This window comes from Vandammella animalimorsus (genome assembly GCF_002288875.1).
GTDB lineage: Bacteria > Pseudomonadota > Gammaproteobacteria > Burkholderiales > Burkholderiaceae_C > Lampropedia > Lampropedia animalimorsus.
The window spans coordinates 195,242-209,789 of record NZ_NTBH01000004.1 but is presented as its reverse complement, the minus strand read 5'-3'; the positions used below and the strand labels follow the sequence as shown (position 1 = coordinate 209,789).

Sequence of the window (14,548 nt, the reverse complement as noted above, 5' to 3'; positions counted from 1 at the left end):
CTTGGCCGCCAAGAGTGGCCAAGGGCGCTGGCATGACGGGCGCTGTCAACAGGCTTTCAGCGCAACGCTTGCAGCCGGGCGCGCAGCGCCTGTTTGTCGAGGATTTCGGTCAGCACCTGCGGGGGCTGGCCGGGCACATGCAACGCGTAGGTGGGCACGCCGTTGCGCTGCAGTGCCTGTAGCTCGGCGGTGATGTCCGGGTTCTGGCGCGACCAGTCCGCGCGCAGCAGGCGCACGCCTGCGGCGCGGAAGTCGGCCAGGACTTCGGCATCGGCCAGGGTCGTGGCCTTGTTGTATTGGCAGGTGATGCACCAGCTGGCGGTGAAATCGACGAACACCGGTTGGCCGGCGGCCAGGGCTTGCTCCTGGGCCTGGGCCGACCAGGGCTGCCAGCCCTGTGCGGCGGCAGGGGCGCCCAGCGTCTGGGCCTCGGGCGCGGCGGCCGTGCTTTGGCTGAAGTAGCGTGCGCCGCTGGCGGCCACGGCCAATGGCACGGCCAGCGCCAGCAGCCACAGCGCCTGCAGCGCCAGGCCGCGCTGCAAGGCTGGGCGCTTGCCCAGCAGCCACAGTGCAAAGCACAGCGCCCACAGTGCGAACAGCCAGGCAATCATGGCGTTGCTGCCAACCTGACTGGCCAGCACCCACAGCAGCCAGACGACGGTGGCAAACATCGGGAAAGCCATGGCGGTGCGGAAAGTCTCCATCCAGGCGCCGGGGCGGGGCAGGCGATCGAGCAGGGCGGGGAACCACACCAGCGCCATGAAGGGCAAAGCCATGCCCACGCCAATGGCCACGAAGATGGCCAGCGCTGCCCAGGCCGGCAGGCTCAGTGTGGCGCCCAGCGCCGCGCCCATGAAGGGGCCGGTGCAGGGCGAAGCCACCAGCACCGCAACCACGCCAGCGCCCAGCGATTCGAGCACGGGTGAGCGCGCAGCGCCCGGCGTGGCCCCGCCGCGCCAGGCCGCGGGCAGCCACAGCTGCAGGCCGATGACGCCGGCCAGCGCCAGCCCCATGACGGTGAACAGCACCGTCAGGGCGGCGATGAACCACGGCGATTGCAGCTGAAAGCCCCAGCCCAGTTGCGCGCCGCCGGCGCGCAGCGCCATGACCAGCGCGCCCATGGCCGCAAAGGACAGCACCACGCCCGCGCCGTAGGCCCAGGCGCTCTGGCGCTGGGCCGTGCGATCTTTGCCATAGCGCGCCAACGCCAGCGCCTTGATGGCCAGCACTGGAAACACGCAGGGCATGAGGTTGAGCAGGGCGCCGCCCAGCATGGCCAGCAGCAGCATCAGGCCCCAGCGTGACAGGCTCCAGTCCAGCGTCGCCGCTTGGGCCGGCGCGGCCACGCCAGCCGCGCTGCTGCCAGCGCCAGCAGCGCCATTGGCGGTCATGCCGGATGTGCCTGGGGCGGCGGCTGTGGCATCGGCGGCGGGCAGGGGCAGTGCATCGGCGCTGCGCCAACCGGCGGTGACGGGCACTTGCACGGCCCAGCCCTTGGGGCCGGCGCTGGCAATGTCGTGCGCCTGCGGATCCCACTGGCCGCCTTCGCTGCGCGCCAGCGGCGTGAGCAGCAGATCGAGCATGGCTGGGCTGTCCTCGCGGTCGGGCGAGAGTGGCAGCTCAGCGACCCAATTGCCCTGTTCCCAGCGCTGCTGCCAGCCTTGCCCGGCGCGCGCGCCATGGGCGATGACCTGCGGCTGCTGGGCAAACACCTCCAGCTGCTGGCCCTGCAACGCGGCGGGCAGGCCGTGCACGCGCAGGCTCAGGCGCTCGCCCTGGGCAGCGGCGCTGCCGCTGGCATCGGGCAGTGCCTGCGGCAATTCGGCGCGGGCCTGCGCAAACTGCGCCGCATGCGCTTGCAGCGGCACGTCCAGCGGCAGGCTCAGGCGGAAGCTGCCCTGCTCGGGGATGCATTCGAGCCGGCATACCAGCCAGCTGGCCTCCAGGCCGATCTCCACCTGGCTGGCGCCGCTGGGTTGCCAGTCTGCAGGCAAATCGATGCGCACCGGCAGCAGCACCTGCTGCTCGTAGCCGTAGTTGGCCAGCTCGCCGATGCGCAGCTTTTGCGGCACCGGCCAGTCAATGCCGCTGGCCTGCCAGCCGCCGGGCAGCTGCCAGTGCAATTCGGTGGCCATGCCCGAATCGCCCGGGTTCTGCCAATAGGTATGCCATTGCGGCGCGTGGTTGATGAGCAGGCCCAGGTTGAAGCTGCGCCCCGGCGCAATGCCCTCGGGCGCATCGGCCAGCAGCTGGGCGTGTACGTGCGGCGTGCGCACCTCGGCCGCTGTCGCACTGCTGCCGTTCAGGCGCAGCGCCAGCGGGGCCGGGGATGGGGCTTGCGCTGGCGCGGCCAGAGGGAAAGTGGCTGGCGCTTCGGTCTGCGCAAGGGGCTGTTGCGCCTGGGCTGCGGGCAGCAGCGCGGCCAGCCAGGCCAGCGCCGTCAGCGCAGTGCGCAGGCCTTGGCGGGCTTGCCCCGCCCGGGCATGAGGCCTGAGCAGGCGGGAGGGCCCTTCATTCAAGATCAGATGGTGGTTCTTCACTGCAATTCTTCACTGTTCACATTCACGCATGGCGGTATGCCCGGGCGGCGCTGCCGAGGAATCGGGCCGGGGCAGGCAGGGGCGCCGGGCAGAAGCCAGGCGCGTTTGGAGCGCCAAGGCCGCGCCAGGTTCCGTGCGTACAACACGCTCTCAGCAGGCTGGCAAGGCCGATAATGCCGGCCATGTCCGCCGTCACACCGCCAGCCCCAGCCCCCGAAACCGATGCCTGGCCCAGCTGCCAGTGGGATGCCCTGAGCACCCGCGACTTCAGCGTCCGCGCCGACACGGCGCTGCTGGCGCGCACCGTGGCGGTGCTGCCGCTGGGCGCGACCGAGCAGCATGGCCCGCATCTGCCGCTGGGCGTCGATGCCGCAATCACGCGCGGTATTGTGCAGGCGGCGCAGCAGCGCTGGGCGCAACAGCCGCCAGCGCAGCGCCCGCCCGTGCTGTTCCTGCCGCTGCAGGCCATTGGCTTCAGCCCCGAGCACGCCGCCTTTGCCGGCACGCTGACTTTGTCGGCCAACACCATCCTGGCGCTGTGGAACGACATTGGCGCCAGCGTGGCCGCCAGTGGCGTGCAGCGCCTGCTGCTGTTCAACAGCCATGGCGGGCAAACCAGTGTGATGGACATCGTGGCGCGCCAGTTGCGTCAGGCGCATGGCCTGCTGACCTACAGCAGCAGTTGGTACCAGTTGCCGCGCAGCCAGGTGCCACAGGCGCAGACCAGCGCGCACGAGGCGCGCTTTGGCATCCACGGCGGCGAGGAGGAAACGTCCATCATGCTGCACCTGCACCCCGAGCAGGTTTGCATGGCCCAGGCACAGCACTTTCGCACCAGCGCCGAGCAACGCGCCCAGCGCTACCGCATCCTGGGCAACGGCCACAGCGCCAAGATGGGCTGGATGATGCAGGACTACAACCGCCAGGGCGCAGCGGGCAACGCCCTGGCCGCCAGTGCCGCCAAGGGTGAGCTGCTGGTGCAGCAGGCCGCCAGCGAGCTGCTGGCGCTGGCGCAGGAGATCAGCACGCTGGATTGGCCGATGGCCTGATTTATGGATTCATGAACCAACCTTTGGTTGGGATGGCAAGCGATTCTCCGCATGATTTGCGGAGAATGGGCGGCCGATTCGCCGCAAGCGCGCGGCGGGCGCTCAATCCACGCTGGCGCCGGAGGCCTTGACCACGGCCTGCCACTTCTTGGCTTCGGCGTCGATGAAGGCGGCGAACTCGGCCGGGGTTTCGGGGTGGGCGATGGCCCCTTGCTCGGCGAATTTCTGCGCGACCTGTGGATCTTTCAGCGCTTTGGTGATGGCTTGGCTGAGGCGCTCGACCACGGGCTCGGGCGTGCCGGCCGGGGCGAACAGGCCGAACCAGGAGTAGGCCTCGTAGCCGGGTACGCCGGCCTCGGCAATGGTGGGCACGTCGGGCAACTGTTCCGAGCGCGTGGCCGTGGTCACGGCCAGCGGCACCAGGCGGCCGGCGCGCACGTTCTGAATGGCCGAGGGCATGTTGTCGAACATGATGTGCACCTGACCGGCCAGCAAATCGGCGCCGGCCGGGGCGCTGCCCTTGTAGGGGATGTGCTGCATGTCCACGCTGGCCATTTGCTTGAACAGCTCGGCCGAGAGGTGGATGGAGGTGCCATTGCCAGAGGAGGCAAAGTCCACCTTGCCGGGGTTGGCGCGGGCATAGTCCAGCAGCTCCTGCACGGTTTTGTAGGGCTGTTTCGGGTGCGCCACCAGCAGGTTGGGCACCAGGGCCACGCGGCTCAGGGGTTGGAAGTCCTTGACGGGGTCGTAGGGCAGCTTCTTGTACAGGCTTTGGTTGATGGCGTGGGTGCCAACGGTGCCCATCAGCAGCGTATGGCCATCGGCCGCGGCGCGTGCGGCCGCCTGCGCGCCGATGTTGCCGCCAGCGCCGCCCTTGTTGTCGATGACCACGCTCTGGCCCCATTGCTGGCTCAGGTGCTGGCCGAGGATGCGCGCCAGCAGGTCGGTGGTGCCGCCTGCGGGGAAGGGCACGACGATGGTCACGGACTTGGTGGGGAAATCCTGCGCCTGCACTGCGCCCGGCTGCGCAGCCCACAGGCAGGCGCAGGCGGCCAGGGCGGCGCGGCCCAGCCAGCGGCGGCGGGGCAGGACGGGGGCGGGCAGGGGGCGTGTGGTAGTGGCAATGCGTTTCATGGTGTTTGTCTCCTTGAGTGGTGTGCTTGTTTGGCCATGGCAAGCCATGGCTTGGGCGTCTCAGACTTTTTCCAGCAACATGGCAATGCCTTGGCCAACGCCGATGCACATGGTGCACAGGGCATAGCGCCCGCCGTTGCGCTGTAGCTGGTGCATGGCCGTGCCGGCCAGGCGCGCGCCGCTGGCGCCCAGTGGGTGGCCCAGTGCGATGGCGCCGCCGCAAGGGTTGACGCGCGGGTCGTCGTCAGGCAGCGAGAGCAGGCGCAGCACGGCCAGGGCCTGGGCGGCAAAGGCTTCGTTGAGTTCGATCAGGTCGATGGCATCCAGGCCAATGCCCGTCTGGGCCAGCAGCTTTTGCACGGCCGGCGCCGGGCCGATGCCCATGACGCGCGGGGCCACGCCGGCCACGGCGCTGGCAACGATGCGCGCGCGCGGGGTCAGGCCGTGGCGTACGGCAGCGGCCTCGCTGGCGACGATGACCGCGGCTGCGCCGTCGTTGACGCCGCTGGCGTTGCCAGCGGTGACGCTGCCATCAGGCCGCACGATGCCTTTGAGCCGCGCCAGGGCCTCCAGCGAGGTGGCGCGCGGGTGCTCATCGCGCGCAAAGACGATGGGTTCGCCTTTTTTCTGCGGCAGCGTCACGGGGGCGATTTCGTCGTCGAACAGGCCGGCCTCCTGGGCCTTGAGGGCCTTGTTCTGGCTGGCCAGGGCGAAACGATCCTGGTCTTCGCGGGCGATGCGGTATTCCTCTGCGACGTTCTCGGCGGTCTCGGGCATGGAGTCCACGCCGTACTGGGCGCGCATGGCCGGATTGATGAAGCGCCAGCCGATGGTGGTGTCGTACACGGCGTTGTTGCGCGCGAAGGCGCTGTCGGCCTTGGGCATGACAAAAGGCGCGCGGCTCATGCTCTCGACGCCGCCAGCCAGCATCAGCTGGGCTTCGCCGGCCTTGATGGCACGCGCGGCGGTGGCAATGGCGTCCAGCCCGGAGCCACACAGGCGGTTGAGCGTGGCGCCGGGCACGCCCTCGGGCAGGCCGGCCAGCAGCGCGGCCATGCGCGCGACGTTGCGGTTGTCCTCGCCGGCCTGGTTGGCGCAGCCCAGCAGCACGTCGTCGATCGATGCCGCATCCAGCGTGGGGTTGCGTTGCAGCAGTGCATGCAGCACGTGTGCGGCCAAATCGTCAGGCCGCACACCTGAGAGGCTGCCGCCGTATCGGCCTATGGGAGTGCGAACGGCGTCGCAGAGAAAGGCTTGTTGGGAACTCATGGGCAATTCTCTCCTTGCGATGATGTGGTGGGTGTTGGCGCTGTGGCAGCGGCTCAGGCTGGTTGCAGCGGCAGGCCAATGAGGCTTTGCAGCTCATCCAGGCTCATGCCAGGCACGGTGTCGATCAGACGCAGGCCTTCTGGGGTGCATTCCAGCGTGGCCAGATCGGTGTAGATCCGCTTGACGCAGCCCAGGCCCGTGAGTGGGTAAGTGCATTGGGCGACGACTTTGCTGTGGCCGTCTTTGGTGCACAAATCCATCATGACCCAGGTCTGGCGCGCGCCGATGGCCAGATCCATGGCACCGCCCACGGCCGGGATGGCGCTGGGCTCGCCCGTGCTCCAGTTGGCCAGGTCGCCAGTGGCTGAAACCTGGAATGCGCCCAGCACGCAAATGTCCAAATGCCCGCCGCGCATCATGGCAAAGCTGTCGGCATGGTGGAAGAAGCTGCCGCCGGGCAGCAGGCTGACGGGCTGTTTGCCCGCATTGATGAGGTCGTAATCCTCCTGCCCCACAGCGGGGGCAGGGCCCATGCCCAGAATGCCGTTCTCACTGTGCAGCACCACCTCGCGCCCTGCCGGGATGTGGTTGGCCACCAGCGTGGGCATGCCAATGCCGAGGTTGACGTAAGCGCCGTCGTGGATGTCCTGCGCCACGCGGCGCGCCAATTCATCCTTGCTGCGGCGCTGCCAGGCGTTTGCCGTTGCTTGGCTCATGGTTGGGCCCTTTCTTGCTGTGCTGCGGCTGCTGGTTGCGCCGCACTTTTGAAGCCGGCGCCACGCGTAGCGCGGCGCTCAATGGGCACCACGCGGTCCACGTAAATACCGGGCGTGACAATGCTTTCAGGATCCATGGAGCCCAGCGGCACCACCTCATGCACCGTGGCGATGGTGGTGCGTGCGGCCGTGGCCATGACCGGGCCGAAATTGCGCGCGGCCATGCGATAGCACAAGTTGCCCCAGCGGTCGCCGCGTTCGGCCTGGATCAGTGCCACATCGCCGTGGATGGGGTATTCGAGCACATAGTGGCGGCCGTTAATGACACGCGTCTCCTTGCCCTGGGCCAGTTGCGTGCCATAGGCCGTAGGGCAGAAGAACGCGCCAATGCCAGCGCCTGCGGCGCGAAGGCGCTCGGCCAGATTGCCTTGCGGCACCAGCTCCAGCTCGATTTGGCCACTGCGGTAGAGCGAATCGAACACATAAGAATCAGCCTGACGGGGAAAACTGCAAATGATCTTGCGCACCCGCCCAGCCTTGAGCAGCGCCGCCAGCCCAACATCGCCATTGCCGGCGTTGTTGTTGACGATGGTCAACTCGCGCGCGCCCTGGGCGATCAGCCCGTCGATCAGCGCTTCAGGCACGCCAGCCGTGCCAAAGCCGCCAACCAAAATGGTTGCGCCATCGGCCACATCGGCCAACGCGGCCTCGATGGATGGAACGATCTTGTCGATCATGTAAAGCCTCCACATGCCTGCACACATTGAGGCATGTTTTGTGTGTCTGGTCTGCAAATTTCTGCACTGGATTCTATGGGGTTTGCGCAGCCCGCCCAGTGACTGGCAGTCGCCTGCTTGCCAGGCTGGCCGGTTGTTGGATTGCCGGCCTTACGCTGGCTGCTGTGGGGTTTGCTGCAGATCTTGCGGATGAAGACGGGCGCGTAACTGTGTTGGCTTTGGAGATGAATAGTTGAACAGCTCGATGCTGCCGCTGCGCTCGTAAATGAAGCCTGAGCGTTCGATGACGCAGAGGTGCTGTCATCCAGGGGGGGGATTTCGCGCGCATCCGTGCCAACTCCGCAGCATCCATGCAGCCATAGCGGCGCTTCCATTTGTAGTACGCCGTCACACTGATCCCTTGGCTGCGCACCAATTCCTAGATGGGAATGCCTGCATCGCCCTCCTTCAGGATCCCCACAATCTGGGATTCGGTGAACTTGCTCTTGCGCATCTGAACTCTCCTTCAGTCATCTTCATAGACTGCCAAAAGTTCTACTTAATGTCCTTGAGTCGCTGGCCAGCGAATCTAGAGTTTCTAGCCTGCGCTGGCCGGTGGTTGGCCCAGATGCAGCAGGAATTGAGCCAGCACGGGCAATTGTGGGGTGAAGTCCTCGCTCAGTGCGTGGTCGCCGCCTTCGAGCACGATGTGCTGCGCATCGGGGTGGCGGGCCTGCATTTCGCGCCAGTCCAGCACTTCGTCGCCCTTGGCCATCAGCACCAGCGTGGGCGGGGCAGGGCGCACGTGGCGTGTGTCCAGGGCGCGCAGCTCGTCAATGTACTCGGGGAGGAAATCAAAGGACTCTTCGGGTTGGTGCCATTGCGCGACCTGGCCGATGTAGGCCACCAGGTCGCGCGCGGGCTCTACCGCCGGGTTCAGCAGCACGGCAGGGCATTGGCGCTGCACGGCGAACCAGCTGGCGTAGTAGCCCCCCAGTGAGGAGCCCATCACGGCCAGGCTGCCGCTGGGCCAGTGGCTGGTGAGCTCCAGCATGAGCTGTGCGGCGGCCTGTGGCGAGGGCGGCAGCTGCGGCGTGAGCACTTGCACCTGTGGGTGGTGCTGGGCGAACCAGGCGCGCGTGAGCTGGGCCTTGGTCGATTGCGGCGAGGAGCGAAAGCCGTGCAGGTACAGCAGATGGCGCAGGGGTGGGTTGGTGCGGCTGGGCATGGTGCAGGTGTCTGGGGCGGCGGCGGGATGGTGGCGGGGCGGTAGCGGCTGGGCCGGCAAGCCTGGCGCTGGCCATGGTGGGCGACAGGTACTCAATGCCCGCGCGCCTGGGGCTCGGGCACGTCGGCAGCGCTGGCGCCTTGCTCGGCCAGGGTCTGGCTGGCTTGGCGATGGTCCCGGGCGTTGGCTTGCAGGCCTTCTTGTTGGCCGGAGTTGGCCGGGTGGTATTGCAGCTCGATCATGATCGGGAAGTGGTCTGAGCCGATGCTGCGCAGGCGTTGCACGCGCACCAGTTCGAAGTGGTCGCTGTGGAAGATGTGATCCAGCGGCCAGCGGGCAAACCAGTAGCGGGCGTGGAAGCTGTTGATCATGCCCCGGCCCACGCGCGCGTCGAGCAGGCCGCTGATTTTGCGAAACAGCCGCGTCGTGGGTGACCACGCGACGTCGTTGAGGTCGCCGGCCACGACGACTGGGCCGCTCTCGCCGCGCAGGCTTTTGGCGACCATCAGCAACTCCACATCGCGCTCGGTGGATTCGTCGTTTTCCGTCGGGCTGGGCGGCGCCGGGTGCAGAAAGTGCATGCGCACCCGCACCTCGGGCTGCGCGCCTTGGGCGGGGTGCAGCAGCAGGCTGGCGTGGATGGAGGGCACGTCCGGCTCGACCAGGTATTGCACCTGCACTTCGTCCAGCGGCAGGCGGGCGTACAGGTGCATGCCGTAGAGGTTGTCTTGCGGGCAGGCCACGTGGTGCGGGTAGTGCTGGCGCAGCGGCTGCAGTTGCTGCTCCCACCAGGCATCGGTCTCCAGCGTCACCAGCACATCGGGGCGGTGCTGGCGCACCAGGGCCACAACGGCATCGGCGTTGCGGTTGGGGGTGAGCACGTTGGCGGCCATGATGCGCAGCCGTGGGCCTTGCTCGTGGGCGTCGGCCCAGCGCACCTCATGGCGCCACAGCGGCGTGTAGGGCAGGATCCACCAGGCTTGGTAGAGCGCGCACAGCGCGGTCGTGGCCACGGCCAGCCAGGCATGCCAGCGGGAGAAGTCCAGCCACCAGACTTGCGCCAACAGCAGCGTCGCCAGCAGCAGCGCCAGCTGCAGGCGCGGGAAATCCCAGACGCGCACCCACCACACCCGTGCGGGGTGCAGCGGCAGCAGGGTCAGCAGCGCCAGGGTGGCGGTCAGCAGGTACAGGGCGATGGTCATGCGGCTGGGCTGAGGGGTGTTCAGAGTCTGTGCAAACCTGTCTTCACGATCTCAGCGCAACAGCACTTCGGCCAGCTCCACGGGCAGGGCGAAGTTGAGGTTTTGCGAATCCTTGAGCAAGAAGGTGGTGATGCCGATGACGCGCCCATATTCGTCGAACAGGCCGCCGCCGCTGGAGCCCGGCGAGATCGCCGCTGAGGTCTGGATCATGGGCACGCCGTCTTGCTTGCGCACGGCCGAGAGCAGGCCCTCGGCAATGGTCAGCTCCAGTCCGCGGGGCGAGCCGATGCTGTAGACGCGCTGCCCGGGCGTGAGCTCATCGAGCCGGCCAATGCGCGCCACCTGGGCCGACAGGCCGCGCGTGCGCAGAATGCAGTAGTCCATCTTGCGGTCGCCTGTGACCAGTTCGGCCTCATGGGGCTGGCCCTGGAAGATCACGACTGCGTTGTCAGCCCCTTCGAGCACATGGCAGTTGGTGGCCACCACATCCTCGGCGATCACCACGCCGCTGCCCTGGCTGACGCCATCCTTGCCCTTGGCGTAGGCAGCGATGACGACGATGGACTGCGCCCCTACCTGGTAGATCTGCTTGGGGCTGAGACTTTGCCTGGGCGCTTCTGCTGTGGCATTGGGCGCGGGCCTGCGCTGCGCCGTCATGGGGTCTTGGGCATCGGGCAGCGGCAAGCTCTGTGCCGGGGCAGGCCCTGGCCATGCGGGGCTGGAGCCCATGCCTGGCGGGCCGCTGCCGGCTTCGGCCTGGCCTGCGCCGCGTTGTTGCTCGGCATAGCGCTGGGCAAAGCCATTGAGGGCGGCTGTGCGCTCATAGGTCTCGCGCATCAGGCAGGGCACGTCCGCGCCGCATTGCGCATCGCGCTGCGCAATCCATTGCCTTTGGCTGCGGCGCACTTCGTCAAACAGCGCTTCGGGCAGGACGCTGCGAATGCGGCTGTAAGCCTGGGCCAGATAGTCGTCGAAGGCCTTGAGCTTGGGGTCGGAGCAGATGGCGATTTCCGGGCCAGTCCGCGCCCGATCGCAGTCGATGCCGGCCCAGGCCGGGACATGGGCCAGCAGCAGCGGGCTGCACAGCATGGCAAGTTTCAGCGCAGAAAGTTTCATGGCAAATGGCCTTTCAAAGTAGCTTGCATTTGTATCACAGCGCCTGGCGCGTCACAGCGCGCCAGGGCTGTGCTGCAAATCGAGCGCGACAGATCGGAAACAATAGCGTCGGCACGCACAACCACCATGGCCTGATGTGGGCCGCTCCACGATGTTTTCTTGCCATGCCTCCCGGCCCGCCGCGCCGCGCAGTGGGCCGGGAGCTGCCGCAAGATTCACAGCCTTCCAATTGCCATCGTTTGAAAAGGAGCAGGCCATGAACGCCCCCAAAATCTCTCCCGCCGATCTCTGCGAGCTCTCGGCCACCATGCTGATCCCGCTGTGGGCCAAGGCCGTTGAGTGTGAGCGGCCCGATGCCTTGCTGCGCGATGCCCAGGCCCAGCGCATGCTGGGCCAGATCGACTTCGATTTTTCCGTTTTTGCCAGCGCCAAGGCCTCGCAGGCCGGCTGCTGTGGCCGGGCGGCGTTGCTCGACGCTTATGTGCGCGAATTCCTTGCCCAGCACCCCAAGGCAGTGGTCGTTCACCTGGGCGCAGGGCTGGATGCGCGCTACGAGCGCCTGGGACGCCCAGACGTAACCGCTTGGTACGAGCTGGATCTGCCGCCGGCCATCGCGTTGCGGCGCAAGCTGTTGCCCGAGTCCGGCAATGTGTACCTGGCCGCCTCCATGCTCGAAGAGGCCTGGATGGACACGGCCGCTGCCCACGGCCAGCCCGTGCTGCTGGTGGCCGAAGGCGTGTTCATGTACTTTGATGCCCAGACCTTGCAAGAGTGGTTTGCCCGGCTGGCGCGCAAGCTGCCGCAGGCGCAGTTGGTGTTCGATGCCTTGCCCAAGAAGCTGGTTGGGCGGCAAAGGCAGCACGATTCGCTGAAGAAAATGGGCCAGAACCCGCCCGCATTCCAATGGGGCATCGGCGATGTTTCGGAGCTGGCCAGCTTCGGCCTGCAGGTACTGGCGCACCAAGGCTTGAGCCAGGCCTGCGGCCACCGCTACCCTTGGCCGATGCGGTTGTTGCTGCGCACTGCCTGGGGGCGGCGCAATCTGGACATGCACATGGTCTGGGCCAGGCTCTGTTCAGCCGATTGAAGCAGCAGCCACCGCCGGGCCTGCCCGTTCGGGCTTGTGTGTCAGGCTCTTTAGAATCTCCACTTTTTTACCCTGCCCGGCGCAGGGCAGGCGCTGGCGGCCCATGGCGTTGCAGGCCGTACCGCACGACGGTTTTTTTACTTCAGGAGATCGAGCATGCATTCCTCTACACCGACGCCCGCTGCGGCGGCGCTCAATGCGCCTGCCGGCCTGCGGCATGCCAAGCTGCTGGCCTGGGTGGCCGACATGGCCGCGCTGTGCAAGCCCGCGCGCATCCACTGGTGCGATGGCAGCGATGCCGAATACCAGCGCCTGTGCGATGAGCTGGTCGAAGCGGGCACCTTCATCCGCCTCAACCCCGCCAAGCGCGCCAACTCCTTTCTGGCGCGCACCGACCCTTCGGACGTGGCCCGCGTGGAAGACCGCACCTTCATCTGCTCCGAGCGCGAGGAGGACGCCGGCCCCACCAACAACTGGATGGCCCCGGCCGAGATGCGCGCTACGCTCGAACCCCTGTTTAACGGCTGCATGGCCGGGCGCACCATGTACGTCGTGCCCTTCTCCATGGGGCCGCTGGGCAGCCCCATCGCCCACATCGGCGTGCAATTGACCGACAGCGCTTACGTGGCCGTGAACATGAAGCTGATGACCCGCATGGGCCAGGGCTCGCTGGACGTGCTGGGCGAGAGCGGCGAATTCGTGCCTTGCATGCACACCGTGGGCGCGCCGCTGGCCGCAGGCGAAAAAGACCAGACCCCCTGGCCCTGCAACCCCGATGTGAAATACATCGTCCACTACCCCGAGACGCGCGAAATCTGGAGCTACGGCTCGGGCTACGGCGGTAACGCCCTGCTGGGCAAGAAGTGCTTTGCGCTGCGCATCGCCTCCAAGATGGGCAAGGACCAGGGCTGGCTGGCCGAGCACATGCTCATCCTCGGCGTGCAAAACCCGCAAGGCAAGAAATACCACGTGGCCGCCGCCTTCCCCAGCGCCTGCGGCAAAACCAACTTCTCCATGCTCGTGCCGCCCAAGGGCTTTGAGGGCTGGAAAGTCAGCACCATTGGGGACGACATCGCCTGGATCAAGCCCCAGGCCGACGGCAGCCTGCGCGCCATCAACCCCGAGGCGGGCTACTTCGGCGTGGCGCCGGGCACCAACATGCTCACCAACCCCAACTGCATGAAAAGCCTGGACAAGAACGTTATCTTCACCAACGTGGCGCTGACCGACGATGGCGACGTGTGGTGGGAAGGCATGGAAAAAGACCAGGGCGGCCACATCCCCGCGCACCTGATCGACTGGCAAGGTAACGACTGGACGCCCGAGGACGGCAAGGCCGGGCGCAAAGCCGCCCACCCCAACGCGCGCTTCACCGTGGCCGCCACCAACAACCCCGCGCTGGACGAGGCCTGGGACGACCCCGCAGGCGTGAAGATCGACGCCTTCCTCTTTGGCGGGCGCCGCTCCACCACCGTGCCGCTGGTCACCCAGGCGCGCGACTGGGCCGAAGGCGTATACATGGCCGCCACCATGGGCAGCGAAACCACCGCCGCCGCCTTTGGCGCGCAAGGCGTGGTGCGCCGCGACCCCTTCGCCATGCTGCCGTTTTGCGGCTACAACATGAGCGGCTACTTCCAGCACTGGCTGGATACGGGCGCGGGCTTGCAGGCCAAGGGCTTTGCGCTGCCGCCCATCTTCTGCGTCAACTGGTTCCGCAAGAATGCCGATGGCCAATTCGTCTGGCCCGGCTATGGCGAGAACATGCGCGTGCTCAAGTGGATGATCGACCGCATCGAAGGCCAGGCCCAGGGCCAGGAAAACCACTTCGGCATCAGCCCGCAATACGGCGAAATCAACTGGACGGGGCTGGACTTCGACGCCGCGCAGTTCGCCACCGTCACCGGCATCGACGCCGCCGCCTGGCAGGCCGAGTTCGCACTGCACGATGAGCTGTTCAAGCAACTGGAGCAGGGCCTGCCCGAGGCCCTCAAAGCCACGCGCGCGGCGATGGAAAAGCGCTTGGCGCAAATGGGCTGATCAGGTCGCGCCCCTTGCGGGCGAGTGAGTTGAAACTCCCGTACAAGGTTTGACCCCATGGATAGCCATCGTCGCGCCCCTCGCGGGCGTGTGAGTTGAAACCTGATCGCGCTGCGCACCGGCATGAGATCGAGCGGTCGCACCCCTCGCGGGCGCGTGAGTTGAAACTTGTCCAACGAGAACATGCCCGTCGTGCTGGAAGAGGGTCGCGCCCCTCGCGTGCGCCTGGATTGAAGCAGGTGCGGCCAGCGCTCGGTGCGCGGTTGCGAAGTCGCCGCTTGCGGGCGCGAGATTCGTCAAGAACGCATGCGCCCGCCCCTTCGATGTCACACCGCTTTCATGGCTCTGCCGTGTCCAGGCCGTGGTCAGTCTGCGGGCCAGGGTTTCCAATGAGGGGCAGAGGTATTTGGCACTGTATAGTTGCCCGCGGCACAGCCACACTGTCTGGCGCGCG

At 67.1% G+C, this 14,548-nt stretch carries 11 protein-coding genes; 3 read left to right on the top strand and 8 right to left on the bottom strand.

Features of this window, described 5'->3' with window-relative positions; translation table 11 throughout:
* Window positions 1–56 precede the first annotated feature (56 nt).
* On the bottom strand, window positions 57–2,540 hold the full coding sequence (locus tag CLI93_RS07925) for a protein-disulfide reductase DsbD family protein (RefSeq protein ID WP_238946660.1): 2,484 nt from the start codon (window positions 2,538–2,540) through the stop codon (window positions 57–59).
* 173 nt (window positions 2,541–2,713) lie between these two features.
* On the opposite strand from CLI93_RS07925, the gene CLI93_RS07920 reads away from it, so the two are divergent.
* On the top strand, window positions 2,714–3,589 hold the full coding sequence (locus tag CLI93_RS07920) for a creatininase family protein (RefSeq protein WP_095541572.1): 876 nt from the start codon (window positions 2,714–2,716) through the stop codon (window positions 3,587–3,589).
* Window positions 3,590–3,691: 102 nt separating this feature from the next.
* Here the strand turns inward: CLI93_RS07920 and CLI93_RS07915 are convergent, their stop codons facing one another.
* The 7 genes from CLI93_RS07915 to CLI93_RS07885 all read right to left on the bottom strand — a co-directional run bounded on the left by CLI93_RS07915 (window position 3,692) and on the right by CLI93_RS07885 (window position 10,970).
* Window positions 3,692–4,723 carry a Bug family tripartite tricarboxylate transporter substrate binding protein gene (locus tag CLI93_RS07915; protein WP_095541647.1) on the bottom strand — a complete coding sequence of 344 codons (1,032 nt, stop codon included), beginning with the start codon at window positions 4,721–4,723 and terminating at the stop codon, window positions 3,692–3,694.
* 60 nt (window positions 4,724–4,783) lie between these two features.
* Window positions 4,784–5,992 (bottom strand): 3-oxoadipyl-CoA thiolase, encoded by a 1,209-nt coding sequence (gene pcaF, locus CLI93_RS07910; protein ID WP_095541571.1) that lies wholly within the window; start codon window positions 5,990–5,992, stop codon window positions 4,784–4,786.
* Between the two features lie 53 nt (window positions 5,993–6,045).
* Entirely contained in the window at window positions 6,046–6,708 is a 663-nt protein-coding gene (locus CLI93_RS07905; RefSeq protein WP_095541570.1) for a 3-oxoacid CoA-transferase subunit B, read from the bottom strand.
* Entirely contained in the window at window positions 6,705–7,445 is a 741-nt protein-coding gene (locus tag CLI93_RS07900) for a 3-oxoacid CoA-transferase subunit A (RefSeq protein ID WP_095541569.1), read from the bottom strand. Before CLI93_RS07900 ends, CLI93_RS07905 begins: the two co-directional genes overlap by 4 nt.
* 577 nt (window positions 7,446–8,022) lie before the next feature.
* Window positions 8,023–8,652, bottom strand: coding sequence for a YqiA/YcfP family alpha/beta fold hydrolase (locus CLI93_RS07895; protein WP_095541646.1), 630 nt, complete (start codon window positions 8,650–8,652; stop codon window positions 8,023–8,025).
* A 92-nt stretch (window positions 8,653–8,744) separates the two neighbouring features.
* A complete protein-coding gene (locus CLI93_RS07890; protein WP_095541568.1) occupies window positions 8,745–9,854 on the bottom strand; it encodes an endonuclease/exonuclease/phosphatase family protein in 1,110 nt (369 codons plus the stop codon).
* A 51-nt stretch (window positions 9,855–9,905) separates the two neighbouring features.
* Complete coding sequence (locus CLI93_RS07885) at window positions 9,906–10,970, bottom strand: trypsin-like peptidase domain-containing protein (RefSeq protein ID WP_095541567.1); 1,065 nt, start codon at window positions 10,968–10,970, stop codon at window positions 9,906–9,908.
* A gap of 256 nt (window positions 10,971–11,226) precedes the next feature.
* Between CLI93_RS07885 and CLI93_RS07880 the strand changes: the two genes are divergently transcribed.
* A complete protein-coding gene (locus CLI93_RS07880) occupies window positions 11,227–12,057 on the top strand; it encodes a class I SAM-dependent methyltransferase (protein ID WP_095541566.1) in 831 nt (276 codons plus the stop codon).
* A 156-nt stretch (window positions 12,058–12,213) separates the two neighbouring features.
* Window positions 12,214–14,094 (top strand): phosphoenolpyruvate carboxykinase (GTP), encoded by a 1,881-nt coding sequence (locus CLI93_RS07875; protein ID WP_095541565.1) that lies wholly within the window; start codon window positions 12,214–12,216, stop codon window positions 14,092–14,094.
* Window positions 14,095–14,548 lie beyond the last annotated feature (454 nt).